Here is a 26,808-nt window from a genome sequence, read left to right as displayed (position 1 = left end):
GAGCCGGTCAGGCGGCCGCGCATGGGTTTATTTCTGGTCCCAGGAATGAGGGGAATGACAATGAAGAAACTTATGATCGGGCTGATGTCGGCCTCGGCGCTGGTGTCGACACCGGCGATGGCCGAGGATGGCGCCTTCTATCTCGGCTTGGGCATGGGCGTTGCCGATGCCGATGCCGAGTTCAACGATGGCGGCACCGGAATCGTCGATTTCGACACCGACTATGGCTGGGCTGCGGAAGCGCTGCTCGGCTACGACCTCGGCATGGTGCGCCTCGAGGTCGAGGGCGGCTACCAGGACTTCGACCTGGACAGCTTCGAGACCACCGCCATCACCGTCCAGCGCAGCATCGCGGGTGACGTGGTCACCGGCAACTTCGACCCGGTCGACGGCAGCATCTCGGTCTGGACCGGCATGTTCAACGCCCTGCTCGACTTCGGCGGCGACGACTCGGTCGGCGTGGCAGTCGGCGGCGGTGTCGGCATCGGCAATGTCAGCTACGACAATGTCACCGCCTTCGGTTCGGGCCCCGGCTTCATCGACAATAGCGATTCGCGCTTCGCCTGGCAGGCCATTGCCCAGCTCTACGCGCCGATCAGCGACAACATCGATGCCTCGCTGAAGTACAAGTACCTCAACATCAACGGCGGCGACTACACCGACCAGATCGGTCGCACGTTCGAGGGCGATTTCAACTCGCACGCGATCATCGGCTCGTTCATTTTCAACTTCGGTGGCGCCGAGCCGTTCGTGCCCCCGCCGCCGCCCCCGCCGCCCCCCCCGCCGCCGCCCCCGCCGCCTCCGCCCCCGCCGCCTCCGCCGCCTGTGGCGCAGTGCAACACGGGTCCGTACATCGTGTTCTTCGACTGGGATCGCTCGGACATCACGCCGGAAGCTGCGACCGTGCTGAACTCGGCCGTCACCGCCTACCGTGACTGCGGAACCGCCCGCGTCATGCTCGCCGGTCACGCCGACCGTTCGGGTACCGCGACCTACAACGTCGGCCTGTCCGAACGTCGTAACGCCGCCGTGCGCGATTACATGACCGGCCGCGGCATCCCCGCCGCGCGCATCTCCAGCCAGGCGTTCGGCGAGACGATGCCGCGCGTCGCCACCGCCGACGGTGTGCGCGAGCTGCAGAACCGCCGCGTGGAAGTGACCTACGGTCCGGGCTCGGGCAACTAGGCCCTAGCCCCCAAGGCAAAAAGACAGGGCCGGGAGAGCGATCTCCCGGCCCTTCTTTTATGCCGGCGCAAACAGCGCGCCCGAGCGGTTATGTGGAGCAGCCGTCTTCCGGGTGAACCACCTCGTAGTCGGCAACGCGCCATGTACCGTCTGTCTGCTGCAGGGTCACGATCTCGCTCGTCCCAGCTTCGCCGGTAAAATTCGTAGCGAAGACGAGCCTGACGAAATCGCCTTCGCCACCTGCGCCGCCGACCACCTCTTCGTCGACCAGTTGCCGAGAGACCGGCGTGCCATGATTGTTCAGGCGCAGAAGCACACCCAGTTCCCAAAGATCAGCCGAATACCGCCGCTGGAAGTCTGGCGCGGCGGCCATGCGGCTCGCGGCCGCCTCTCCCTCGTCGATCAGCGCCAGCCACTCGCGGGCGCCGCGTTCCGCTGCAGACGGCTGGCGTGCAGGAGATGGCTCGAAAGTCTCATCCCCTTGCGTGAACGGCGCCGGCACAGGCGAGTTCTCGGCATTCATGATGAAGGCCATGGCCAGGGCCACGGCGGCTACGAAAAAAGTCATGAGCAACACTCCTTTCGCTCCCCACGGGCCAGACCGCTTGTCTGCGCCATGAACGTGATAAGCCGTCTCAGGGTGTTGCGGGGAGGTCGAATTGCCACCCCCGTTTCGTGTGTGCACATCGATTTCGGGTAGCGAGCCTTCAGCCTCCCCAAGCAGGCGCGCCGCCTCCCGGCTGCTCGTGACCCCCAGCTTCCGCCGCGCGCTGCGGAGGCGGTCGCTCAGGGTGTGGACGGAAATGCCCAGCTCCGCTGCGCTCGATTTCGTGTCGTGTCCTGCCAAGAGCAGGCGCAGCGTCTGCCGTTCCTTGTCGGTCAGCCCGGCAAGCCCCGCGCTCACGCGACCAGTCGCAGGTGCCCTGCCCCGCGGATGGGCTTGAGTTCGATGCCGGAAAGGCCCGCGATCTCACCCAGCCTTTCCGCCACGTCGGTACCCAGCGCAAAATCCCGGCCGAGCAGCACCTGCGGCGCGGCATCGTCGCTCAGCCGCAAACGCACCAGCACTTCCCCGTAACCCTCTCGGCCCGTTTGCAGCGCCTCGCGCAGAGCGGCGATAGCGGTCACGTCGTGTACCTCGGCGGTCAGCTGCATCCGCGCCGCGCTCGTCACCTCGGCCAGCGGCTTGGCGCCGCGCACGGTCACGCGCGGCGGATCGTCGGGATTGGGCGAATCGAGCTCGACGTTCAGCAGCAGGCACGTGCCTTCCGCCGCCCAGCGCTGGAAACTGTCTACCAGCGCCTCCTCGAAACAGGCGGCGCTGAACTGGCCGGTACTGTCGGAAAAGTCGGCACGAATGAAGTCTGCTCCGCGCTTGGTGCGGCCCTTGTTCACGCTCTCCACCAGCGCCGCCATCACCGCGCTCTGCCGTCCGGCGACACCGCCCTCCATCAGCGAAGCGTAGGTGCGCGCGCCGTTGGCGGCGGCGATCATGCGGTATTCCTCCACCGGGTGCGCGGCGAAGTAGAAACCGAAGGTATCGCATTCGGCCTTCATCTGCTCGGGCCGCGTCCATGGATCGACGTCCCTCAGCTTGAGCGAAGGCTCGGCATGGTCCTCGCCGCCGAACAGCCCCGCCTGCCCGCTCGATTTCTCGCGGTTGGCGGCATCGGCCACGGCCAGCAGCATGTCGGCGTTGACGAGCACCTTGGCGCGGTTGGGTTCCAGCGCATCGAAGGCTCCCGCGCCCGCCAGTCCCTCCAGCTGCTTGCGATTCATCGACCCGCCGGGCAGGCGCCGGAACACGTCCTCTAGGCTCTCGAACGCGCCGTGGGCGAGGCGCTCCTCGACGATCGTCTCCATCGCCTTCTCGCCCACGCCCTTGATCCCGGCGAGGGCATAGCGCACCGCCCAGCCCTCGTCGGTCTGCTCGACCGTGAACTCCGCCTCCGAGGCGTTGATGTCGGGCCCGAGCAGGGCAACGCCGCTGCGCCGCGCGTCGTCGACGAACACCGCCAGCTTGTCCGACTGATGCATGTCGAAGCACATCGAGGCGGCGAAGAACTCTTCCGGGTAGTGCGTCTTCACCCAGGCCGTCTGGTAGCTGAGCAGCGCGTAGGCGGCGGCGTGCGACTTGTTGAAGCCGTAGCCGGCGAACTTGTCGATCAAATCGAACAGCGCATTCGCTTCGGCACGCGGTATGGCCGATACCTCGGCGCAGCCGTCGATGAAGCGCTGGCGCTGCGCATCCATTTCCGCCTGCACCTTCTTGCCCATGGCGCGGCGCAAGAGGTCGGCATCGCCAAGCGAGTATCCCGCCAGGATCTGCGCGGCCTGCATGACCTGTTCCTGATAGACGAAGATGCCGTAGGTCTCCTCGAGGATGCCTTCCAGCTTGGGGTGCGGGTATTCGATCGGAACCTCGCCCGCCTTGCGCTTGCCGAACAGCGGGATGTTGTCCATCGGGCCGGGGCGGTAGAGCGAGACGAGGGCGATGATGTCTTCGAACTTGGTCGGCTTCACCGCCGTCAGCGTACGGCGCATGCCTTCGGATTCGAGCTGGAACACGCCGACGGTGTCGCCGCGTTTCATCAGGTCGTAGACGGCCGCATCGTCCCAGGCGAGCGCATCGAGATCGACGGTAATGCCGCGCGCCGCCAGCAGGTCCACCGCCTTGCGCAGCACGCTCAACGTCTTGAGGCCGAGGAAGTCGAACTTGACGAGGCCGCTGTCCTCAACGTGCTTCATGTCGAACTGCGTGACCGGCATGTCCGAACGCGGATCGCGGTAGAGCGGGACGAGCTCGCTCAGCGGCCGGTCGCCGATCACCACGCCGGCGGCATGGGTGGAGGAATTGCGCGGGAAGCCCTCCAGCTGCATCGCCAGATCGACAAGGCGCTTTACCTCGTTGTCGTTCTCGTACTCGCGGCGGAAGTCGGCAGCACCGTTCAGGGTTCGCGGCAGGGTCCAGGGGTCGGTCGGATGGTTGGGCACCATCTTGGTGAGCCGGTCGACCTGCATGTAGGGCATCTGCAGGATGCGGCCCGTATCGCGCAGCACGGCGCGCGCCTTCAGCTTGCCGAAGGTGATGATCTGCGCGACCTTGTCGTGCCCGTATCGCTGCTGGACATAGCGGATAACCTCGCCGCGGCGGGTTTCGCAAAAGTCGATGTCGAAGTCGGGCATCGACACGCGCTCGGGGTTGAGGAACCGTTCGAACAGCAGGCCGAGCCTGAGCGGATCGAGGTCGGTGATGGTCAGCGACCATGCCACCAGGCTGCCCGCGCCCGATCCGCGGCCCGGCCCCACCGGAATGCCCTCGTTCTTGGCCCACTTGATGAAGTCGGCCACGATCAGGAAGTAGCCGGGGAAACCCATGCGGGTGATGACGTCGATCTCGAACTCGAGCCGGTCGAGGTAGGCACGCAATTCATCGTCCGACAGCTCGCCGTAATGCTCGAGCCGCGCCGCGAGGCCGCGCTTGGCGTCCTCCGCCAGCATCCGCGCCTCGCCTTCGAGGTCGCCGGCGAGGCTGGGCAGGATGGGCTTGCGCTTGGGCGGAGCAAAGGCGCAGCGCTGCGCGATGACGAGCGTGTTGGCGGTCGCCTCGGGCAGGTCGGCGAACAGCTCCTCCATCATGCTCGCGGACTTGACGAAGGCCTGCGGGTTGGAGCGCGGGCGCTCGGCGCTGTCGATATGGGTGGAGCTGGCGATGCACAGCATGGCATCGTGCGCGCCGTGCTGGTGCCGATCTGCGAAGTTCGCTGGATTGGTGGCGATGAGGGGAAGATCTTGCGCGTAGGCAAGGTCGACGAGGCCCGCCTCCGCCGCTTCCTCCACTGGATGCCCACGGCGGGCGAGTTCGATGTAGAACCGGCCCGGGAACAGCGCCGCCAGTCGCTCGGCGAGAGTATGGGCGCGTTTCTCCTTGCCGTCGGCCAGAAGCCGCGTGACCGCGCCCTCGCTCGCGCCGGACAGCGCGATCAGGCCTTCGGTGCGACCCTCCAGATCGGCCAGCGTGACGTGGGGCTCTTCGGTCAGGGGGCGGTCGAGGTGGGCCTTGCTGACGAGGTGGCACAGGTTGTTCCAGCCGTCCTCGTCCTGGGCGTAGAGCGGCAGGTAATCTACCGGCTCGCCCGGCCCCCGCGATACGCCGAGCAGGGTGCCGACGATGGGCTGGACCCCCTCCCCCTTGCAGGCGCCTGCGAACATCGAGCTGCCGTACAGCCCGTTGCGGTCGCAGATGGCGATGGCCGGGAAGCCGCGTTCCCTGGCCAGTTTGGCGATGGCCTTGGGGTCGATCGCACCCTCCAGCATGGAATAGCTGGAGGCGACGCGCAGGGGGACGAAGGGTTGAAAGGCCATGCGATCAATATGCGAACCCTGCGCGGATTCGCCAAGCCGTCAGGCGCCGATGTCCCCCGGCTGCTCGGCGATCTTGCGGCGCGTCTGGCGTACCTGCGACACCGCGCCCCAGACGATCAGCACGGCGAGGAAAATCCACACCCAGACCGGGATGTTACGCCCGGCAATCGCGAGGTAGAGGTAGGCGGAGACGAAGAAGAACCCCGCCAACATGGTCGGCAGCACCGTGGAGCGCCCGGCCCGCGCGCGCTTCACGATCCAGCCTACACTAGCGAGGAAGAACGGGATCGCGCCGACGTAAATCGCGCCGAAGATCCACGGGTTGACGCCGTAATCCTCGCCCAGCGACAGGAACCAGTCTTGCGCGGCCTCGATCATCAGGCGGCCGGAAAGTCCTCGTGCGTCGAAAGATCGGCAATCTCGGCGTACTGGTACTCGCGGTCCCCCGCCTTCTGGATGTGATACTGTCCGCGCTCGCTTTCGGGCAGCGTCATCACGAAGCGGATGAGTTCGGCGAAGGTGCCGCGGCGTACGCCCTTGGCCCCGTCGAGCACGCCGCCCCCGTCACCGTTGAGATGCAGCGAGGCGCGGTCGTCCCACTGGATGCCCTCGCGGTTGGTGTCCGCGGCGCGGTAGGTGCTGGGGTGGTCGGTCATGCTATCTCCTTTTGCCGGTCAACGCGGCAGGAGCGTCAGGGTTTCGCCTCGATGCGGCCTTCGTGCAGCACCACCACGCGGTCCATCCGCGCGGCGAGCGCCTGGTTGTGCGTGGCGACGAGCGCGGCGCTGCCCTGCCCGCGCACGAGATCGAGGAATTCGCCGAGCACGCGCTCGGAGGTCTTCTCGTCGAGGTTGCCGGTGGGCTCGTCCGCCAGTACGAGCTGCGGCTTGTTGGCGAGCGCGCGGGCCACGGCCACGCGCTGCTGCTCGCCGCCCGAAAGCTGGCTCGGCCGGTGGTCGAGGCGGTGCGAGAGGCCGAGCTTGCCGAGCAGTTCTTCCGCCCGCGCCGCCGCGACGGGGCGCGAAACGTCGTGCAGCAGCTGCGGAAGGACCACGTTCTCGAGCGCGGTGAAATCGGGCAGCAGGTGGTGGAACTGGTAGACGAAACCGAGGTGGTTCTTGCGCACCTCGGTCCGCTCCGCGCTGTCGAGCTGCGTCGCGTCGTGTCCGGCGATCTCGATCTTGCCCTGGAAGCCGCCCTCGAGCAGGCCGACGGCCTGAAGCATGGTCGACTTGCCCGATCCCGAGGGCCCGAGCAGCGCCACGATCTCTCCCGGCGCGACGGTCAGGTTCACGCCGTTCAGCACGTCGATCCTCACCCCGCCCTGCTCGAAGCTGCGCGCGAGGTCGGTCAGGCGGACGACGGGTTCGCCGGTCACAGCGTCATTCATAGCGCAGCACCTCCACCGGGTCGGTGTTCGAGGCGCGGTAGGCCGGATAGAGCGTGGCGAGGAACGAGAGGCCCATGGCCATGCCCATGATCATCAGGATCTCGAACGGATCGGTCTTGCTCGGCAGTTCGGTGAGGAAGCGCACGGAAGGGTCCCACAGCTCCACCCCGAAGGCGGTCGAGAGGAAGGTGACGATGCCGTTCCTGAAGAACAGCACGAGGAAGCCGAGCGCCAGCCCCGCAACCGTGCCCATCACGCCGATCACGCTGCCGGTGGTGACGAAGATCTTCATCAGGCTGCGCCGCGTCGCGCCCATTGTGCGGATAATGGCGATGTCGCGCGTCTTGGAACGCACCAGCATGACCAGCGAGGACAGGATGTTGAAGGCCGCGACCAGCACGATGATGGAGAGCGCGAAGAACATCGCCACCCGTTCCACCTGCAAGGCCTCGAACAGGCTGGCGTTCATCTGCTGCCAGTTGGTCACGATGGCGCGGCCGGACAACTGCTGGCCGATGGGCGCCATGATGGCGTCGACCTCGTCCGCGTCCCTAGTCTGCACCTCGATCATGCCGATGGAATCGCCCGTCAGCAGCAGGGTCTGCGCGTTGGGAATGGGCATGACGACGAAGCGCTCGTCGAAATCGTAGAGGCCGACCTCGAACACGGCGGTGACGGTGTAGCCGACCTGCCGGGGCACGGTGCCGAACGGGGTCACGCGGCCCTGCGGGTTGATGATCGTGATGGTCTCGCCCAGCCGCAGGCCGAGGTTCTGTTGCAACCGGCTGCCGATGGCGACGTTCATGCTGCCCGGTTGCAGCGTGGCGAGGTCGCCGGCGATGACGTTGGCGCGCAGGCGGTCGATGTCCTCCTGCGTCTGCCCGCGCACGAAGATCGCGTCCGCCCGGCCGTTGTAGCTGCCCATCAGCGCCTGTTCGATCAGCGGGCTGGCACGGGTGACGCCCGGGGTCTCGCGGACCTCCTCCAGCACCTCCTGCCAGTTCTCCAGCCGCCCGCCGTAGGCCTGCACCACGGCGTGGCCGTTCAGCCCGGTGATACGGTCGAGCAACTCGGCGCGAAAGCCGTTCATCACGCTCATCACGATCACCAGCATGGCGACGGAGAGCATGACGACGGTGATGGAAATGCCCGCCACCAGCGCAATGACCGCCTCGCTTCGCCCGGGCAGCATGTACCGCTTGGCGATGGACCATTCGAAAGGGGAAAGGATCACGGGTGAGGGATTATCCGGTTGAAGGCTTGGCGGCGCTTTAGGTAGCGCCACCTTGCCCTGCAATGAAAATTGCGTCGACCGCGTTCGCGGCGTGGCTGGGCACAGCGGGTTCGGCGCTTGACGAAGTTGACACCGCACTGGCCATCGTCACGATCACATTCCTTAATTTTTGCAACGCCTTAGGCCCGAAAAACGAAGTTGACAGTTTCGCGGTATGGCGGAGAAAACCGCGCGCCCGCTTTCGTCGGCCATCGCGATCCAGCCGGGCACGAATGCTTGTCTGTAGGAAAGCTCAAACCGCCGCCTGCTGCTCCGCGATCCACTCGTCGATGTGCGCTTCGAGCACGTCGAGCGGCACCGCCCCGTTTTCCAGCACGGCATCGTGAAAGGCGCGCAGGTCGAAGTCCGCGCCCAGCGCAGTCTCCGCCCGCGTCCGCAATTCGCGGATCTTCAGCTCGCCCAGCTTGTAGGCCAATGCCTGCCCCGGCCAGGTGATATAGCGGTTGACCTCGCTCTCGATGTTCTCGCGGCTGAGCGCGGTGTTCTCCACCATGTAGTCGACGGCCTGCTGGCGCGTCCAGCCGAAGGCGTGGATGCCGGTATCGACCACCAGCCGGTTGGCGCGCCACATCTCGTAGGACAGGCGGCCCATCTGCTTGGCGGGCGTGTCGTAGAGGCCCATCTCGATGCCGAGCCGCTCCGAATAGAGGCCCCAGCCCTCCACGAAGGCGGTGAAGAAGCTGCCGAACTGGCGCAGCGGGTGCATGTCGAGCTCCTGCTGCAAGGCGATCTGGTGATGGTGGCCGGGCACCGCCTCGTGCACGCCGAGCGCGGGGAGCTCCCACAGCGGGCGCTGGTTCAGCTCGGTCAGGTTGATGCGGTAGATGCCGGGCTGCCCCGTCGCCATCGATCCGCGCTCGTAATAGGCCGTGGTGTTGCCGGGCGCGCTGGCGGCGGGGATCGGCAGGACGGTATAGGGCAGGCGCGGCAGGCGACCGAAGAGGCGCGGCATCCACCCGTCGATCTGCTTGGCGAGCGCGCCGACGGCCTCGGAATATTCCTCCTCGCTGGTGGCATAGTACTGCGGATCGGTGCGCAGGTGCTCGATGAAGGCTTCGCGGCTGTCGAACCCGGCCTCTGCCGCCACGGCCTCCATCTCGGCGCGGATGCGGGCGACTTCGGACAGGCCGAGGTCGTGGACCTCGCGCGGGGTCATGTCGGTCGTGGTGAAACTGCGGACGCGGTAGGCGTAGTATTCCTGCCCCTGCGGAGTGGAGCCGATGCCTGGCGCGGCATCGGCGCGGCAGGCGGGGGCATATTCGGCGGTGTAGTAGTCGGCGAACGCGCGCAGGCCGGCAAATGCACCCTCGGTAATCGCGCTGCGGCCGCGCGCCTGGAGCGCCGTCCATTCGGCCTCCGAAATGCTGCCGGGCCGCGTGCCGAAGGCGCTCCACCAGACCGAATCCTCCGGGCTGTCGGCGATGTAGCCCGTTATGCTGTCCGCGTAGCCCTCCAGCGGCTCGCACGGCAGCGCCAGCCCGCGCTCCAGTCCGCCGCGGTTGCGGTCGATGAATGTGGCGACGTAGGCGGGAAAGGCTTCGAGCCGGGTCAGGTAGCTGTCGTAATCGGCGGCAGTGAACAGCGGGCTCGAATACTGTAGGCCGGTGATGGCATCCTGCGGGCCGCCGCGGTTGGTGAATGTCTGAAAGCGCGTCTGGTCGAAGGCCGCACCCTCGATCGTGTCGCGCAAGTCGCGCAGCATGAGCGCGTGATCGATCCGCAGGTTCTCCGGCAACTGGCCTGCATCGATCGCCTCCAGCCGCACAAGGTAGCCGCGCGCCTCGGCAACATATCGGTCGTACGCGGCCATCGAGGGATCATCCAGCTTCCCGTCGTTGCGGCGGTCGCCGATGTTGGTGGTGAGCCATGGCGAGCTGTCGAGCGCGGCTTCCCACACCTCCTCGCGCAGGTCGGTGAATCGCTGCTCGGCGCTCTGAGCTGCGGCTGGCAGCGGCGCGGCGATGGCGAGCGCAAGCGCGCTGGCGGTGATGGCGGTGCGGATCATGGCAGGCTCCCCTTGGTTTCGCGCGAGACTAGAGCGCGGCGCGGGGAGCGCAAGAGGGGCGCTAGCCGCTCCGCAGGGTCTGCACACCCCAGTCGCGTTCGAGCAGGTAGAGCACCAGCCTGGCCGCCTCGCCCCGCGCGCCGCCGTACAGCCCACCTTCCGCCTCGACCAGCAGCTTGGCATCGTCGCTCGCCATCTGAATAAGGCGGCTGACCTGTTCGAGCGTGGCGATGTTGAAGCCTTCCTCGCCGCTCTGCCGGGTGCCCAGCAGTTCGCCGCCGCCGCGCAGCTTCAGGTCCTCCTCGGCGAGGCGGAAGCCGTCCTGGCTCTCGCGCATCAGGGCGAGGCGGGCCTTGCCGGTCTCGCTGAGTTCCGCCGAGCGCAGGAGCAGGCAGGTCGATTTCTCCGCCCCCCGCCCCACCCGGCCGCGCAGCTGGTGGAGCTGGGCGAGGCCGAACCGTTCGGCCTGCTCGATCACCATCAGCGTGGCGCTGGGCACGTCGACACCGACCTCGATGACGGTGGTGGCGACCAGCAATTTCGCCCCGCCGCCGGCGAAGCGCGCCATGTTGGCGTCCTTGAGTTCGGGCGTCAGCTGTCCGTGGACGAGCATCACATCCTCCCCGAACCGCTGCTGGAGCGCGGCATAGCGCGCCTCGGCAGCGGCGATGTCGTCGGTCACGCCCTCGCTGTCGCGCACCATCGGGCAGACCCAATAGGCCTGCTGGCCGGTGGCGAGATGACGCTCCACCGCGCCGACGATGTCGTCCATGCGGTCCACCGGCAGCACGCGGGTGTCGATGGGCTGGCGGCCCGGCGGCATCTCGTCGAGGCGGCTCACCTCCATCTCGCCGTACTGCGCCAGCGTCAGCGTGCGCGGGATGGGCGTGGCGGTCATGGCGAGGGTATGCGGGGTGACGCGCCCCTTCTGCGTCAGCATCAGCCGCTGGCCCACGCCGAAGCGGTGCTGCTCGTCGATCACCACGAGGCCGAGGTTGCGGTAGGCGACCTTGTCCTGGAAGATGGCGTGGGTGCCCACGACGATGGGGATCGATCCGTCGAGCAGCCCCATGAGGATGCTCTCGCGCGCCCGACCCTTGTCGCGCCCGGTGAACAGCGCGATCTCGACCCCGGTGGGCGCGAGCATCCGGCGCAGCGTCTCGTAGTGCTGGCGGGCGAGCAGCTCGGTAGGCGCCAGCAGCGCGGCCTGCGCGCCTGCCTCCACCGCGACCAGCATGGCTTCGAGCGCCACCACCGTCTTGCCCGCGCCCACGTCGCCCTGCAGCAGCCGCAGCATCGGATGACCCTGCGCCATGTCGCCGGCGATCTCGTCGATGGAGCGCGCCTGCGCTCCGGTCAGCGGGAACGGCAGTTGCAGCCTCTCGCGCAGCCGCCCGTCGCCCTGCAGGCTCTGCCCGCGCCGCTGGCGGTTCTGCTGGCGAACCAGCATCAGCGCGAGAGCATTGGCGAACAGTTCGTCATAGGCGAGCCGGTCGCGGGCCTTCGCATCCTCCCCCCGGTGCGCGGCGGCGAGCGCCTCGCGCCAGTCCGGCCAGCCCTCCCTCGCCTTGACGCTTGGGGTGATCCATTCGGGCAGCTCCGGCGCGCGGGCGAGCGACTGGTCGACCAGCTTGCCGATCAACGGCTGGGTCAGCCCTTCGGACAAACGATAGACCGGCTCGGTCAACTGGCCCATGGCGGCATCGCTTGTCTCGGCGACATGGTCCGGATGGACGACCTGGAGCATCTGGTCGTACTGGTCGAGCCGCCCGGCCACCCACCGCCGCGCGCCGACCGGCAGCGTCTTCCTCGCCCCGAAGCTTGCCCGCCCGAAGTAGGTCAGCGCGCAGACGTTACCCGCCGCATCCTGCGCCAGCACGCGGTAGGGACTGCGGGGGCTGCGGCTGGCGCGATGCTCGACCACGGTCAGCGGCACCACCACCTGCTCGCCCACGCTGCCGGCGTCGAGATCGGGTATCGCACGCCGCGTCACGAAGCGCTCGGGCAAGTGGTAGAGCACGTCGCGCACCCGCTCGAGGCCCAGGCGCGCCAGCGGCTTCTTCAGCTTCGGCCCCACGCCGTCGAGGCTGCCGGTTTCGGCGAACATCGGGTTGAGGGCATCGGGGCGCATCACCCGCCTCTAGCGCATCGCGGCCGGTGCGGGTAGGAGCCCGCCCCATGTCCTCCACCGACCTCGCCCCACGCCTCGCTCGCGCGAAATTCCGCGCCTGGCATCGCGGCACGCGCGAGGCGGACTATACCTTCGGCTGCTTCTTCGACACCTATCACGCCGACTGGGGCGAGGCCGAACTGGCCTGGTTCGAGGCGCTGCTGGCGCACGAAGACCCGGACGTGCTCGCCTGGACGATGGGCATCGCCCCGCCGCCTGTCGAAATGCAGGGTGACCTTATGGACGCCTTGCTTCGGCTCGACTTCGTACGCATCTAGCGCGGCGACACCAGACCCACCCGAACCCCCTCTCCGAAACGGAAAGGGGGCTTTCGCGTTTGCCGGAACGACACCTGCCATGCCCGACCTTTCCCGCATCCTGACCGCCCAGCAGCCGCTCACCCTCGCGCAGGTCGCGCGCGGGGCGCAGCCGCTGGTGATGGCCGACCTCGCCCGCGCGGCAAAAGGCCGGGCCGTGTTCGTGGCGGCGGACGATGCGGCGATGCACGCCGTGGCCGAGGCCGCGCGCTTCTTCGCGCCGGAACTGCAGGTCATCGAGTTTCCCGCTTGGGACTGCCTGCCCTACGACCGCGCCAGCCCCGCCCTCTCGGTCAGCGCGGCGCGGCTCTCGGCCCTCTACCAGTTGCAGGCCGGCAAGAAGGGTGCGCAGCTGCTCGTCACCACGGTCAACGCCCTGCTCCAGCGGGCGCTGACGCCGTTCCGCATCCGCGAATCGGTGCGCGAGTTCAAGGTCGGGATTGAAATCGGGCACGAGAGCCTCGCCGCGCTGCTGCGACGGCAGGGCTACACCCGCGTCGATACCGTGGTCGACACCGGCGAATTCGCCATGCGCGGCTCCATCGTCGACATTTACCCTAGCGGCCTCGAAGCCGGGCTCCGGCTCGATTTCTTCGGCGACGAGCTGGAGAGCCTGCGCCTGTTCGATCCCTCCACCCAGCGCACCACCGGCGTCATCGACCAGCACCTGCTGCTGCCCGCCAGCGAGGCGCTGCTGGACGAGGACAGCATCAAGCGCTTCCGCAGCCGCTATCGCGAGACCTTCGGCGCGGCGGCCACGCAGGATCCGCTCTACGAGGCGGTGAGCGACGGGCGGCGGCTGGCGGGCATGGAGCACTGGCTGCCCTTGTTCGAGGAGAAGCTGGCGACCCTGTTCGACCATCTCGGCAAGGACGACGTCGTGGTGATCGACAATGCCGCCATGGCCGCGGGCGAGGAACGGCTGACCGACATCGCCGACTACTATCGCCAGCGCGGCGAGACCGCCGGACAGAAGAAGGGCAGCTACCGTCCGCTCGACCCCGCGCGCCTCTACCTGACCGGGGAGGAGTTTCACGCCGCGCTCGCCGACTGGCCGATCCACCGCGCCAACATCTTTGCCGAGCCGGAGAGCGAACGGGTGGTCGACTTCAGCTTCCGCTCGGCCCGCGACTTTACGCCGGAACGCTCGCAGGGCGCCAACGTCTACGAGGCGGCGGCGGCCTATCTCAAGTCGGTCGGCAAGGCGGGCAAGAGGCCCTTGCTGGCGGCCTACACCAAGGGCTCGCTCAGCCGCATCGCCTCGATCATCGAGGAAGCGGGCACCAAGGTCGCGACGGTGGAGACCTGGCAAGAGGCGCTGGGCAAGGCCGCCAAGGGAACGGCGGCGGCCATGGTCCTTCCGCTCGACACAGGCTTCGCCAACGACGAGCTGGAGCTGGTCACCGAGCAGGACCTGCTAGGCGACCGTCTCGTGCGCCGCCGCCGCAAGAAGAAGGACGCCGACGCCTTCCTCGCCGAATTGCAGGCGCTCAGTCGGGGCGACCTGGTGGTCCACGTCGACCACGGCATCGGCAAGTACATCGGCCTCGAACCCGTGCCCGTCGGGCAGAGCCAGCACGACTGCGTGATGCTGGAGTACAAAGGCGGCGACAAGCTGTTCATCCCGGTCGAAAACATCGACGTCCTCAGCCGCTACGGCAGCAGCGAAGAGGCCGTCATGCTCGACAAGCTGGGCGGCGAGGCTTGGCAGCGCCGCCGCGCCCGCCTGAAGGAGCGCATTCGCGAGATCGCGGGCGAACTGATGCGCGTCGCCGCCGCGCGCGCGCTGCGCAAGGCTCCCGTCCTGCCGGCGGACGAGAGCAGCTACGGCCAGTTCCTCGACCGCTTCCCGTGGGAGGAGACCGACGACCAGGAAGCCGCCATCGCAGACGTGCTGCGCGACCTCGAAAGCGGCCGCCCGATGGACCGCCTCGTCTGCGGCGACGTGGGCTTCGGCAAGACCGAGGTGGCCCTGCGCGCCGCCTTCGTCGCGGCCATGAACGGGCAACAGGTGGCCGTGGTCGCCCCCACCACCCTCCTCGCGCGCCAGCACTTCCAGAACTTCAGCCAGCGCTTCGCCGGTTTCCCGCTGAAGGTAGGTCGCCTCAGCCGCCTCGTCCCCTCAGGCGAGATGAAGGCGACGCGCGAAGGGCTGGAGAGCGGCGACATCGATGTGGTCATCGGCACCCACGCGATCCTTTCCAAGAACACCAAGTTCAAGAACCTCGGCCTCGTGATCGTCGACGAGGAGCAGCGCTTCGGCGTCACCCACAAGGAGAAGCTGAAGCAGCTGCGCGCCGACGTCCACGTCCTCACCCTCACCGCCACGCCCATCCCGCGCACCTTGCAGATGGCGATGAGCGGCCTGCGCGAACTTTCCACCATCAAGACCCCGCCCGTCGATCGCCTCGCCGTGCGGACCTACGTGATGGAGTGGGACGACATGGTGGTGCGCGAGGCCCTGCTGCGCGAGCATCATCGCGGCGGGCAGAGCTTCATCGTCGTGCCGCGCATCTCCGATATGGAGCAGGTCGAGGGCTGGCTGCGCGAGTTCGTGCCCGAGGTGAAGGCTGTCTCCGCCCACGGGCAGATGGGCGCAAGCGAGATCGAGGAGCGCATGAGCGCCTTCTACGAGGGCAAGTACGAGGTGCTGCTCTCCACCACCATCGTCGAGAGCGGGCTCGACCTGCCGAGCGCCAACACCATCATCATCCACCGCGCCGACCGCTTCGGTCTCGCCCAGCTCTACCAGCTGCGCGGGCGCGTGGGCCGCGCGAAGATCCGCGCCTACGCCTACCTCACCACGCCCGCCGATACGCAGCTGAGCGAGGTGGCGGAAAAGCGGCTGAAGGTGCTGGGCGACCTCGACAGTCTCGGCGCGGGCTTCCAGCTCGCCAGCCACGATCTCGACATTCGCGGCGCGGGCAACCTCTTGGGTGACGAGCAGTCGGGCCATATCAAGGAAGTCGGCTTCGAGCTTTACCAGTCCATGTTGGAAGACGCGATCCTGGCGGCCAAGGCGGGCGATGCCGGGATCGACACCGAGCGGCGCGGCCTGTCCCCGCAGATCACCGTCGATGCACCGATCATGATCCCCGAGGACTACGTGCCCGATCTCGCCGTGCGCATGGCACTCTACCGCCGCCTCAACGAGACGCAGGACCAGGCCGAGATCGAGGGGCTGGCCGCCGAGATGATCGACCGCTTCGGCGAGCTGCCGCAGGCAACCAAGAACCTCATCCGCCTGATCGAGATCAAGGCGCAGGCGGTCGATGCCTGCATCGCCAAGGTCGATGTCGGCGCGCGCGGCACGCTCGTCACCTTCCACGAGGATCGCTTCCCCGACCCCGCCGGCCTGATCGCCTATGTCGAGCGCCTCAACGAGGGACGCGCCGAAAGCGCCAAGCTGCGCCCCGACATGAAGCTGCAGATCAACCGCGCCTGGGGCGATCCGCAGAGCCGCCTCAACGGGCTGTTCCAGCTCACCAAGGGCCTCAGCGGCATCGTGAAGCGGGCGGAGAAAAAGAAGGCGGCATAGGCGCTTGCCTAATCTTGCGTGGTGGGTAGCCTGTCCGGCGACAGGAGAATCCATCATGCGCCGTTTGCTCGCTTTCACTGCCCTCGTGGCTCCCGCCATCGCGCTCGCCGCTCCCGCCGCGGCGCAGGAACAGGCGGAGGACGGCTATCGCCTGCCGCCCGCCGATGTCGCCGACATCGTGCTGCGCGCACCGCCACCTGCGGTCTCGATCTCGCCCGAGTACGACCGGATGCTGCTGATCGAGCGCGAGGCGCTGCCGCCGGTCAGCGAACTGGCGCGGCCGATGGAAAAGCTCGCGGGGCTGCGGCTCGATGCCTCGGTCAACGATCGCCACGGCACGCGCAACTTCGTCGGCATGACGCTGCGCGACATCACCGGCGGCAACGAGGTCGAGATCGCCCTGCCCGCCGAGGCGGACATCTCGCACGTCAACTGGTCGAACGACGGGCGCTACATCGCCTTCTCCAACACCTACGAGGACGGTATGGCGCTGATGGTGGCGGACAGCGCCACCGGGCAGGCGCGCACGCTGCTCGAGCGGGGCATGAACCCCATCTTCCAGAGCCCGCGCTGGCTGCCCGACGGGCGGCTGCTGGTCATGGTCTCGCCGTCGAACCGCGGCCCCATGCCCGTCGAATCGCGTACCCCGGAAGGCCCGGCCATCCAGAACGCCGTGGGCGGCGAGGAGGCGCAGACACGCACCTACCAGGACCTGCTGGAAAACCCCTACGACGAGGCGTTGTTCACCTGGCTCGGCACCAGCCAGCCGGTGATCTACTCGCTCGACGGCAGCGCGCCCGAGGTCGTCGGCCCGCCGCGCCTCTATCGCTACGTCGGCGCATCGCCCGACAATCAGTACCTGCTGATGGAGTGGATGGAGCAGCCCTTCAGCTACCAGGTGCCTTACTCCGACTTCCCGCTGACCTCGGCCGTCACCCGCATCGACGGCACCCCTGTCGCCACGATCGCCCAGCAGCCGCTGGCCGACAACCTGCCGGTGCAGGGCGTGCAGACCGGGCGGCGCAGCATCACCTGGCACCCGACCGAGGCGAGCACGCTGATGTGGGCCGAGGCGCAGGACGGCGGCGATCCGCGCACCGTGACCGACGTGCGCGATGCGCTATACACCCTCGCCGCACCCTTCACCGGCACCCCCCGCGAAGTCGCCCGCTTCGAGGACCGCTACGCCGGCTTCTCCGGCATCGAGGGCACGGATGACATCATCGCCGCCGACTACGACCGCGACACGCGCGAGGTGCGCCAGGCGCTGATCGACGTGACCGGCACCAATGCCCCACGCCAGCTGTTCCTGCGCAACGTGCAGGACGCCTACGCCGACCCCGGCTCGCCGGTTTCGACGACCACCGACGCCGGCTTCAGCGTGGCGCGGGTGGAGGACGGCGACCTGCTGCTGAGCGGCAGCGGCGCCACGCCCGAGGGCCTGCGCCCGTTCCTGCGCCGATTCGACATGGACACGCTGGAGACGACCGAGATCTGGCGCAACGACGGCGAGTATCTCGAAAGCATTGCCGGGGTGCTGGAGGGTGACGGCACCAGCTTCATCACCCGTTACGAAAGCCCGATCAATCCCGGCAACTATCGCCTCTACACCGGCGGGCAGGCGCAGTTCATCACCGACTTCCCCGATCCGCACCCTGAACTGACCGGCATCCGCCGCGAGGTCGTCACCTACCCGCGCGCCGACGGCACGCAGCTCACCGCCACGCTCTACCTGCCCGCCGGTTACCGCGAAGGCGACAAGCTGCCGCTGGTCGTCTGGGCCTATCCGCTGGAATACAACAATGCCGCCACCGCCGGGCAGAACCGCGATTCGCCTTACCGCTTCACCCGCATCGGCAGCTATTCCCAGCTGTTCTTCCTGACGCAGGGCTACGCCGTGCTCGACGATGCCGCCATGCCGGTGGTCGGCAGCGATCCGGAGACGGTCAACGACACCTTCATCGAGCAGATCGTCTCCAGCGCGCAGGCGGCGGTGGATTTCTCGGTCGCGCGGGGCTTTGGCGACGGATACCGCGTGGGCGTTGGCGGGCACAGCTACGGCGCCTTCATGACCGCCAACCTGCTTGCTCACAGCGATATCTTCCGCGCCGGCATTGCCCGCTCGGGCGCCTACAACCGCACGCTGACGCCCTTCGGCTTCCAGTCGGAACGGCGCGTATTCTGGGATGCGGCCCAGACCTACTACGATCTCTCGCCCTTCATGCAGGCCGACCAGATCAACGAGCCGCTGCTGATGATCCACGGCGAGAACGACAGCAATTCGGGCACTTTCCCCGAGCAGTCCGAACGCATGTTCGCCGCCGTGCGCGGCACCGGCGGCACCGCGCGGCTCGTCATGCTGCCCTACGAGGACCACGGCTATCGCGGGCGCGAGAGCATTTTGCACGTGCTGGCGGAGTCGATCGACTGGTTCGATCGTTACGTGAAGAACGCCGAGATGCCGGAGACGTCCTCCGGCGGCTGAGAAGGGACAAGCGCACCATGAGCGTACTGATGCGGGCCTTCGTGCTGACCGGCTATGGCGGCCCGGAGAAGACCGAACTGCGCGACATGGTGCGCCCCTTGCTTGGGGCGGGCGAGGTACTGGTGCGGGTCCATGCCGCCGGGCTCAACCCGGTCGACTACAAGACCCGCGACGGCAAGCTGAAGCTGCTGCTCGATTATCCCATGCCCGCGATCATGGGCAATGAACTGGCGGGCACGGTCGAGGAGGTGGAGGACGGCGTCACCGCCTTCGCGCCCGGCGACCGCGTCTTCGCCCGAGTGCCCAAGGACGCGATGGGCGCGCTCGCCGAATATGCCGCCCTCCCCGCCGATTGCTGCGCCCCGATCCCCGACGGCTGGGGCTTCGAACGGGCCGCCGCCGTGCCGCTGGCGGGCCTTACCGCGCTTCAAGCCCTGCGCGACGAGCTGGGCCTGAGACCGGGGCAACGGGTGTTCATATCCGGCGGTGCGGGCGGCGTGGGCACCTTTGCAATCCAGATCGCAAAGTGGCTGGGCGCCGAGGTCATCACCACCGCCTCCCCGCGCGGGTGCGAATTGGTGGAACGGATGGGCGCCGACCGGGTGATCGACTACACCTCCGAACATTTCGAGGATGTACTGACCGAGAAGGTCGACGGTGCCTTCGACCTCATCGGCGGCGACACGCTGATGCGGACCTTCGGCGTGGTGAAGGACGGCGGCAAGGTTGTCTCGATCGGCGGCACGCCGGAACCCACCACCGCCGAGAAGGACCTGGGCGGGGACTGGAAGCTGAAGGCGCTGTTCTGGGCCGCCAGCCTGAAACAGCGCGCGGCGGCACGGCGCCATGGCGTCACCTACCGCTACCTGTTCATGCACCCCTCGGGCGCGGAACTGGCGGAACTGGCCGCTCTGATGGAGAGCGGAAAGCTCGATCCGCAGATCGACCGCACCTTTTCGCTGGCCGATACGAAGGAGGCTTTCGCCTACCTCGAGAAAGGCCATGCCAAGGGCAAGGTGGTGATAAAGATCGCCGACTGATCAGCGCGCGGCAAACGCGGCGAATTCGCGTGAGGGCAGCGGGGCAGCCCCCAGATATCCCTGCCACATGTTGCAACCCTCGCGCGCGGCGACATCGCGCTGGGCTTCGGTCTCGATCCCTTCCGCGATCACCGCCAGGTCGAGCGCGCGGGCCATCGCCACGATGCCGCGCAGCACCGCCAGGTCGCGTGGCCTGCTCGTCACCCCGTCCAGCATGGACCGGTCGAGCTTGAGCGCGTCGAGCGGCAGCACTTTCAGATAGCGGAAGTTGCAGAACCCCGCGCCGAAATCGTCGAGCGCGACGCGGATGCCCTCGCCTGCCAGCACCTCCAGCCGCCGGGCGGAGCGGTCGAGATCGGCCACCAGCGCCTGCTCGGTGATCTCCAGCGTCAGGCGCGCGGCCGGAAAGCCCGTGTCCGCCAGCATCGCCAGCAGTTCCTCTCCGAACGTGCGGTCGAACAGGTCCATCGCCGTCACGTTGAGCGAGAGGCGGAGATTCTTAGGCCAGTGCGCCGCCGCGCTCAGCGCCATGCGCGCGATGTGGCGCGAGAGGCGACGGGCGATGCCGCCGCTCTGCGCGATGGCGACCAGTGCGTCGCCCGCCAGCGTCCCCTGCTCCGGATGCTCCCAGCGGACCAGCGCCTCGGCCCCCACCAGCGCCCCGTCCGCGGCGGCGAACTGCGGCTGGAACAGCAGGTCGATCGCGTCCGCCGTCAGCGCGTCGGCCAGCTCCGCCGTGATCGGGTGCGGCGTGGTGCGGCGACGGTCGACGCGCGTCCGGCGCTCGAATATCTGGGCGGGAATTGTCATGGCGGCCAAGTGCCGGAAGGCCCACGCAAAAGCAGCGCCCGCGAATGCCGCGTTGCAAATCGGGACGGCGCTTCATAGGGTCCGGCGCAAGGGGGAAACGGGAGGACCGCGTGGCCGAGACAGCCGCACTGCGAAAGCTGGCATTGCTCCACTCGCCGTCCGAACGGGCGAGCAAGACCGCCCGGGCGCTGGCCGAAACGCTAGATATCGTGCCCATCGAGGAGGCCGACACGCTGATCGCGCTGGGCGGCGACGGCACCATGCTCGACGCGCTGCACGCCATGCTCGACGGCGGGCGCAAGCTGCCGGTGTTCGGCATGAACCTTGGCACCGTGGGCTTCCTGATGAATCGCAACCTCGGTGTCGCCGGCCTTGCCGAGCGGATCGCCCGGGCCAAGCCGATGACGGTGCGCCCTTTGGCGATGAACGCCGTCACCCAGGACGGGATCAGCCACACCTCCTACGCCCTGAACGAGGTGAGCCTGCTGCGCGAGACGCGGCAGACCGCCAAGGTGGAGATCGCCGTCAACGGCAAGGTCCGCATCCCCGAACTGGCGGGCGACGGCGTGCTGCTGGCGACGCCGATGGGATCGACCGCCTACAACCTCTCGGCAAACGGCCCGATCCTGCCGCTCGATTCGCACATGCTGGCGCTGACCCCGATCAGCCCATTCCGCCCGCGCCGCTGGCCGGGCGCAATCCTGCCCGAAAGCAGCCGCGTTACCTTCCGCGTGCGCGAGCCCGACAAGCGCCCCGTCGCCGTCGTCGCCGACCAGAAGGAAGTGCGCGACATCGCCGAGGTGCACGTCGAAATCGCCTCCGAAATCGCAATGACGCTGCTGTTCGATCCGGGCCACGCGCTGGACGAACGCATCGTTGCCGAGCAATTCGTGCACTGATCGCGGCAGCCCCGGCAAAGGGGCTTGCAATGCCAAATCGCCGCCCATATAGGCGCACTCCTGCCGATACGGCTGCTCCCCGATAGCTCAGCGGTAGAGTAGGTGACTGTTAATCACTTGGTCGTTGGTTCGAATCCAACTCGGGGAGCCACTTTCCGCCACCAGCGCCGCACCGCGGCCCGGCGGACCTGCTAAAGTTACCGGAAATTAGGCATGACGCGCTAGCACGCGCGCCTGATGCTCGTCCTCTCCCGCCCCCTCGCCGCGGCTATCGTGGTCGCCGCATCGCTGCTGCCGGGCGTGGTGGCAATCGCCTTTTTCGGCGGCAATGCCGGGCTGTGGGAAGCGCCTCTCTCGCCGCGCGTGCTGGCCATTGCGCTTGCCGCGTCGCTGCTCGCCCTGCTGGCGCGGATGCGGGCGCTGAGGTTGGCGGGCGAGAATCCATCGCTTGGCCGCGTATTGCGAGACGACGGCGCGGCGCTGCTCGTGCCCGCCGCGCTGATCGTGCTAATCGCCTTTCCCAGCGCCGCCTTCAGCTTCATCAAGGCGAACATTCCCGCCCACGTGCCCTTCTACCTCGATCCGCCGCTGGTGACGGCAGACCGCTGGCTCTTCCTCGGCACCGATCCCTGGCGCGTTAGCCACGCGCTGCTCGGCCCCTGGGGGACGGTCGTCATCGACCGGCTCTACGTGCTGTGGTTCACGCTGTTTCCCTTCCTCGCCGTGTGGATCGGCGGGTCGCGCGACCGCACCTTCCAGTTTCGCGCCATGATGGGCGTGCTGGTCGTGCTGGTGCTAATCGGCAACGCGATGGCGCTCGCCATGTCGAGCGCGGGGCCGGTGTTCTACGAGCGGTTCTACGGCGATCCCTACTATGCCCCGTTGATGGCGCGCCTGGCCGAGGCGGACGCGGTGCAGCCGATCACCGCGCTCTCCATCGCCGAGTGGCTGCTCGCCACCTACGACGAGGGCGGCTTCGGGTCGGGCATTTCCGCCATGCCATCGGTCCACGTCGGCTTTGCCGTCCTCACCTGGCTGATGGTGCGCGACCGGGTGGCGAACCCCTGGCCGCGCGCGCTTGCTGCGCTCTACGCCTTCGTCATCTGGGTCGGCTCGTTCCACCTTGCCTGGCACTATGCGTGGGACGGGATCGTCTCGCTCGCCGTGGTCTGGGGCTGCTGGAAGCTGCTCGGCCGCGTGGAAGTCGCCCCGGTCAGCGCCTGAAGCGCAGGGCGAACTTGTCGCTCCGCCCGTCCAGCTCGCGCGGGTTGGCGGTGTGCGGATCGGCCGAATTGGCGAGGTGGTCGCTCTCCGCCTCGAACCGGAAGCCCGCGGCGGTGACCTGCTGGCGCACGGCGGTGGGGTCGATGCGGTGGAGCGTGGAGGTGGCATTCAGCCCCGTGCCTGGCGCCGAGTGGTCCTCCACAAAATAGATGCCGCCCGGCTTCAGCGCGTTGTATGCCCAGCGATTGGTCGCGGCGACATCGCCGTTGGCGAGATCGTGATAGTTCTCGGTCGTCCACACGAGGTCGACCTGCTCGGGCAGCGTCAGGTTGCCATAACCATCGACCACCACGACCTCCACGTTGCCATACTGCTCGGCAATCGCGTTGATCGCGTCGAGCCCGCCGGGTCGGCTGGCGAAGGAGGCGGGCACCAGCGCATAGACCTTGCCCTGCTGCCCCACCGCCTGCGCCAGGATGCGGGTGTAGTATCCCCCTCCCGGCGCGATCTCGGCGATGGTCTCACCCGGCGCGACCCCGGCAAAGGTGATGGTCTCGAGCGGCAGCCGCGCCTCGTCGCGGGCGACGTCCTCGGCCGGGCGCGCCGGGCTGACGACCGCGGCCATCAGCGCCTCCGACGCCTCGAACGTGCCGATCTCCCCGTCCTCGATGGTCGTGCAGCCGGCCAACGCGAGGGCCATCGCGGTGGCGGCAAGGGACAGGGAACGGATCATGGCAGGCTCTCCTTTGCCCGCACCGCTACAGCAGAGCGGCGGCGTGGGCAAAGGGAGCTTGGTGTCAGGCCTGCGCGCCGTGGCAGTGCTTGTACTTGTTGCCCGAGCCGCAGGGGCACGGGGCGTTGCGGCTAATCGCCATGCCGGCATAGGGATCGTCGACCTGCGCCCCGCCGCTGCCGGTGGAGGCCACGGGCGAGCCCGCCAGCGTGCCGAACAGGCCCGGGTCCATCGCCGAACCGTCGCCGTCATTGGAATTGTCCTCGCCGGTGAAGGGATCGACGTGGCCGGTCAGGAAGCTCGGCAGGTCCGGCAGGGCGCCCATGGGCCTTTGCGGTGGCGGCGGCGCGGCGGCGCGGAATTCCGCGGTCAGCAGCACCTTGGTCACGTCCTCGCGCAGGGTTTCGAGCATGGTCTCGAACAGGCCGAAGGCTTCCTGCTTGTATTCGTTGATCGGCTGTTTCTGGGCGTAGGCACGCAGGAACACGACCTGGCGCAGCGCATCGAGCGTGGCGAGGTGCTCCTTCCAGTGATAGTCGAGCCGTTCGAGCAGGATGCTCTTTTCCACCCGGCGCCAGGCATCCTCAGGGATGTCGCCGACCTTGCTCGCCAGCTTCTGCTCGGCAAGATCCTGCAGGCGCTCCTCGATAAGCTCGGGCTCGACCTCGTGCTCGGCCAGCCAGTCGTCGAGCGGAACCTGGAGGCCCAGATCCTCCGCGATTCGCTGGCGCAGCTGCTCGACGTTCCATTGCTCGGGATAGGAGCCCGGCGGGCAGGATTCGGCCACGATGGCGTTGATCGCATCGCGGCGCATCTCCTCGACCACGTCGTCCACGCGTTCGGAGTCCATGATCTCGGCGCGCTGCTCGTAGATGACCTTGCGCTGGTCGTTCATCACGTCGTCGTACTGCACGACCTGCTTGCGCATCTCGTAGTTGCGCGCCTCGACCTTCTTCTGCGCGGTCTCGATGGCCTTGGACAGCCACTTGGAGCCGATCGCCTCGCCGTCCTCGAGATTGGCATTCATCATCTTGGCGAACAGCGTGTCCGGCCCGAAGATGCGCAGCAGATCGTCTTCCAGGCAGAGGTAGAAGCGCGACAGGCCGGGATCGCCCTGGCGCCCCGAGCGGCCGCGCAGCTGGTTGTCGATGCGGCGGCTCTCGTGCCGCTCGGTGCCGAGCACGAACAGGCCGCCCGATGCCAGCACGCGGGCCTTCTCCTCGGCGATCTCTTCCTTGATGCGCGCCACGGCGGCATCGCGCTCGGGCCCCTCTTCCATCCCGGCGAGCTCGTCCTCCACGCGGAATTCGAGGTTGCCACCGAGCTGGATGTCGGTGCCGCGGCCCGCCATATTGGTGGCGATGGTGACGGCGCCGATGCGCCCGGCCTGCGCCACGATGTGCGCTTCCTGCTCGTGGAAGCGGGCGTTCAGCACCGCGTGCTTGACGCCTTCCTTCTCGAGGAACTGGCTCAGGAGCTCGCTCTTCTCGATGCTGACCGTGCCCACCAGCACCGGCTGCCCGGCCTCGCTCTTCTCGCGGATGGCCTTGGCGATGGCGGCGAACTTGTCCATCGTGTTCTTGTAGAATTCGTCCTCCTCGTCGACGCGGCTGACGGGGACGTTGGTGGGGATTTCCACCACGTTGAGCTTGTAGATGTCCCAGAATTCCGCCGCCTCGGTGGCGGCCGTGCCGGTCATGCCGCCCAGCTTGGGATACATCCGGAAATAGTTCTGGAAGGTAATCGAGGCCATCGTCTGGTTCTCGGGCTGGATTTCCGCGCCCTCCTTGGCCTCGACGGCCTGGTGCAGGCCGTTCGACCAGCGGCGGCCATCCATCATCCGCCCGGTGAACTCGTCGATGATGACGACCTTCTCGTCCTTGACGATGTAGTCGGTATCCTTCTTGAACATCACCACGGCGCGCATGGCCTGGTCCAGGTGGTGGACGATCTGGGTGTTCTCGACGTCGTAGAGGTTGTCGGTCGTCATCAGGCCGGCGGCGGCGAGACGCTGCTCGATCTCCTCGGCGCCATCCTCGGTCAGCGAGACGCTGCGCGCCTTTTCGTCCTTGGTGAAGTATCCCTCGCCCTCGGCCAGCGGGCCGCCATTCTCGCGCTCCAGCGCCTCCTGGTCGGCGACGAGCTGCTTCACCACCGCATCGAGCGCGATGTAGAGCTCGCTCTTGTCCTCGGTCGGGCCGGAGATGATGAGCGGGGTGCGCGCCTCGTCGATCAGGATCGAGTCCACTTCGTCGACGATGGCGAAGTTGAAGGGACGCTGCACCATCTGGCGGCGTTCCTGCTTCATGTTGTCGCGCAGGTAATCGAAGCCGAGCTCGTTGTTGGTGCCGTAGGTGATGTCGGCGGCATAGGCGTCGCGGCGCTGCTGTTCCGACAGATTGGGCACGATCACGCCGACCGTCAGGCCGAGGAACTTGTGCAGGCGGCCCATCCATTCCGCGTCACGCGTGGCGAGGTAGTCGTTCACCGTCACGACGTGCACGCCCTTGCCCTCGATGGCGTTGAGATAGGTGGCGAGCGTGGCGACGAGGGTCTTGCCCTCGCCCGTCTTCATCTCCGCGATCTCGCCGCGGTGGAGCACGATGCCGCCGACCATCTGCACGTCGAAGTGACGCATCCCGAGGACGCGCTTCGATGCCTCGCGCACGGTCGCAAACGCTTCGGGCAGGATGTCGTCGAGCGTCTTGCCGTCCGCCAGTTGCAGCCGGAACTTTTCGGTCTGAGCGCGCAGCTCGTCGTCGGAGAAGTCGATCAGCTGTTCTTCGAGAGCGTTGATGCGGGCGACGGTCTTGTCGAGCGAGCGGACGTAACGGTCGTTGGACGAGCCGAAGATGGATTTGGCGACTTGCTGCCACATGGCATGGGTTCCTGTCGGTAGTATGATGAGCGGCCGCGCCAGTCGGGCGCAGCCTGCCGGGAATGCGGGAAATGGAAGCGGGCGAAGGCCCTATTCGTGCGCGCGATCGGCCCGGAGCTGGACGGCGGGCGCCGCCACGACGACGCGCCGCTGGCAGCGACGGCTATCCGTCCGGTCCTGCTCCCTCGCCTGACCCAGCTGCATGGGCGCGACCACGACCGGCCGGCAATCGGCCAGGTCCTGTGCGGCAGCGGCAACGCTGACATCGCGCAGATCGCTGGCCGACACGGGCTCCGCCGCGAGCGTGAAGCCCGAGATGATGGCAAGGAGGGTGAGCAGCTGGCGCAGCATGAGGCGTGTCAGATAGGTCAGCGAGACCGAAAAGTCCAAGGCCATTTGCCCCTATGGGTGCGCTTCGATCAGCTGGCGAGGTGTTCTCGTGACAGACCCATGCGGAAACGCATCCGAAGCGTGA

General features: G+C 67.6%; 19 protein-coding genes and 1 tRNA gene. 8 read left to right on the top strand and 12 right to left on the bottom strand.

The genetic code is table 11. From position 1 onward, the window contains the following. The first annotated feature begins 60 nt into the window (after positions 1–60). On the top strand, positions 61–1,185 hold the full coding sequence (locus tag AAW00_RS02870; protein ID WP_047002797.1) for an OmpA family protein: 1,125 nt from the start codon (positions 61–63) through the stop codon (positions 1,183–1,185). 88 nt (positions 1,186–1,273) lie between these two features. Here AAW00_RS02870 and AAW00_RS14175 read toward each other — a convergent pair whose 3' ends face one another. The 8 genes from AAW00_RS14175 to recG all read right to left on the bottom strand — a co-directional run bounded on the left by AAW00_RS14175 (position 1,274) and on the right by recG (position 12,370). Further along, a complete protein-coding gene (locus tag AAW00_RS14175) occupies positions 1,274–2,089 on the bottom strand; it encodes a helix-turn-helix domain-containing protein (protein ID WP_052761733.1) in 816 nt (271 codons plus the stop codon). Continuing rightward, positions 2,086–5,550: a DNA polymerase III subunit alpha gene (dnaE, locus tag AAW00_RS02860; RefSeq protein ID WP_047002796.1), complete on the bottom strand. Its 3,465-nt coding sequence runs from the start codon at positions 5,548–5,550 to the stop codon at positions 2,086–2,088. The genes AAW00_RS14175 and dnaE overlap by 4 nt, the downstream gene beginning before the upstream one ends. Positions 5,551–5,589: 39 nt before the next feature. Further along, positions 5,590–5,928, bottom strand: a complete 339-nt coding sequence (locus tag AAW00_RS02855; RefSeq protein ID WP_047002795.1) for a hypothetical protein — start codon at positions 5,926–5,928, stop codon at positions 5,590–5,592. Next, positions 5,928–6,206 carry a hypothetical protein gene (locus AAW00_RS02850; protein WP_047002794.1) on the bottom strand — a complete coding sequence of 93 codons (279 nt, stop codon included), beginning with the start codon at positions 6,204–6,206 and terminating at the stop codon, positions 5,928–5,930. The genes AAW00_RS02855 and AAW00_RS02850 overlap by 1 nt, the downstream gene beginning before the upstream one ends. A gap of 35 nt (positions 6,207–6,241) precedes the next feature. Beyond that, positions 6,242–6,940: an ABC transporter ATP-binding protein gene (locus tag AAW00_RS02845; protein WP_047002793.1), complete on the bottom strand. Its 699-nt coding sequence runs from the start codon at positions 6,938–6,940 to the stop codon at positions 6,242–6,244. After that, on the bottom strand, positions 6,933–8,174 hold the full coding sequence (locus AAW00_RS02840; RefSeq protein ID WP_047002792.1) for a lipoprotein-releasing ABC transporter permease subunit: 1,242 nt from the start codon (positions 8,172–8,174) through the stop codon (positions 6,933–6,935). The genes AAW00_RS02845 and AAW00_RS02840 overlap by 8 nt, the downstream gene beginning before the upstream one ends. Positions 8,175–8,466: 292 nt before the next feature. Beyond that, complete coding sequence (locus AAW00_RS02835) at positions 8,467–10,239, bottom strand: DUF885 domain-containing protein (protein ID WP_047002791.1); 1,773 nt, start codon at positions 10,237–10,239, stop codon at positions 8,467–8,469. A gap of 61 nt (positions 10,240–10,300) precedes the next feature. Further along, positions 10,301–12,370 carry an ATP-dependent DNA helicase RecG gene (recG, locus tag AAW00_RS02830; protein ID WP_047002790.1) on the bottom strand — a complete coding sequence of 690 codons (2,070 nt, stop codon included), beginning with the start codon at positions 12,368–12,370 and terminating at the stop codon, positions 10,301–10,303. A gap of 47 nt (positions 12,371–12,417) precedes the next feature. Here recG and AAW00_RS02825 point away from each other — a divergent pair, with 47 nt between their 5' ends. From AAW00_RS02825 to AAW00_RS02810, 4 genes are all read left to right on the top strand, one after another. Continuing rightward, positions 12,418–12,687 (top strand): FAD assembly factor SdhE, encoded by a 270-nt coding sequence (locus AAW00_RS02825; RefSeq protein ID WP_047002789.1) that lies wholly within the window; start codon positions 12,418–12,420, stop codon positions 12,685–12,687. Positions 12,688–12,766: 79 nt separating this feature from the next. Beyond that, entirely contained in the window at positions 12,767–16,264 is a 3,498-nt protein-coding gene (gene mfd / locus AAW00_RS02820) for a transcription-repair coupling factor (RefSeq protein ID WP_047002788.1), read from the top strand. A 55-nt stretch (positions 16,265–16,319) separates the two neighbouring features. Next, positions 16,320–18,749: a S9 family peptidase gene (locus AAW00_RS02815; protein ID WP_047002787.1), complete on the top strand. Its 2,430-nt coding sequence runs from the start codon at positions 16,320–16,322 to the stop codon at positions 18,747–18,749. Positions 18,750–18,766: 17 nt separating this feature from the next. After that, positions 18,767–19,789 (top strand): NADP-dependent oxidoreductase, encoded by a 1,023-nt coding sequence (locus AAW00_RS02810; RefSeq protein ID WP_206539312.1) that lies wholly within the window; start codon positions 18,767–18,769, stop codon positions 19,787–19,789. Here AAW00_RS02810 and AAW00_RS02805 read toward each other — a convergent pair whose 3' ends face one another. Then, a complete protein-coding gene (locus AAW00_RS02805; protein ID WP_052761732.1) occupies positions 19,790–20,599 on the bottom strand; it encodes an EAL domain-containing protein in 810 nt (269 codons plus the stop codon). A gap of 110 nt (positions 20,600–20,709) precedes the next feature. On the opposite strand from AAW00_RS02805, the gene AAW00_RS02800 reads away from it, so the two are divergent. The 3 genes from AAW00_RS02800 to AAW00_RS02790 all read left to right on the top strand — a co-directional run bounded on the left by AAW00_RS02800 (position 20,710) and on the right by AAW00_RS02790 (position 22,722). After that, positions 20,710–21,498, top strand: a complete 789-nt coding sequence (locus AAW00_RS02800; protein WP_047002786.1) for an NAD kinase — start codon at positions 20,710–20,712, stop codon at positions 21,496–21,498. A gap of 76 nt (positions 21,499–21,574) precedes the next feature. Further along, positions 21,575–21,649 (top strand) — tRNA-Asn (locus tag AAW00_RS02795). An 86-nt stretch (positions 21,650–21,735) separates the two neighbouring features. Continuing rightward, positions 21,736–22,722: a phosphatase PAP2 family protein gene (locus tag AAW00_RS02790; RefSeq protein WP_047002785.1), complete on the top strand. Its 987-nt coding sequence runs from the start codon at positions 21,736–21,738 to the stop codon at positions 22,720–22,722. On the opposite strand, the gene AAW00_RS02785 is transcribed toward AAW00_RS02790, so the two are convergent. The 3 genes from AAW00_RS02785 to AAW00_RS02775 all read right to left on the bottom strand — a co-directional run bounded on the left by AAW00_RS02785 (position 22,712) and on the right by AAW00_RS02775 (position 26,723). After that, on the bottom strand, positions 22,712–23,455 hold the full coding sequence (locus tag AAW00_RS02785) for a class I SAM-dependent methyltransferase (RefSeq protein WP_156169904.1): 744 nt from the start codon (positions 23,453–23,455) through the stop codon (positions 22,712–22,714). The genes AAW00_RS02790 and AAW00_RS02785 overlap by 11 nt on opposite strands. A gap of 64 nt (positions 23,456–23,519) precedes the next feature. Then, positions 23,520–26,333, bottom strand: coding sequence for a preprotein translocase subunit SecA (gene secA / locus AAW00_RS02780; RefSeq protein ID WP_047002784.1), 2,814 nt, complete (start codon positions 26,331–26,333; stop codon positions 23,520–23,522). A gap of 90 nt (positions 26,334–26,423) precedes the next feature. After that, positions 26,424–26,723, bottom strand: coding sequence for a hypothetical protein (locus tag AAW00_RS02775; protein ID WP_156169903.1), 300 nt, complete (start codon positions 26,721–26,723; stop codon positions 26,424–26,426). Between the last annotated feature and the right edge of the window lie 85 nt (positions 26,724–26,808).

Source organism: Aurantiacibacter luteus, assembly GCF_001010945.1.
GTDB classification, from domain to species: domain Bacteria; phylum Pseudomonadota; class Alphaproteobacteria; order Sphingomonadales; family Sphingomonadaceae; genus Alteraurantiacibacter; species Alteraurantiacibacter luteus.
This window is presented reverse-complemented; position numbering and strand designations above follow the sequence as displayed.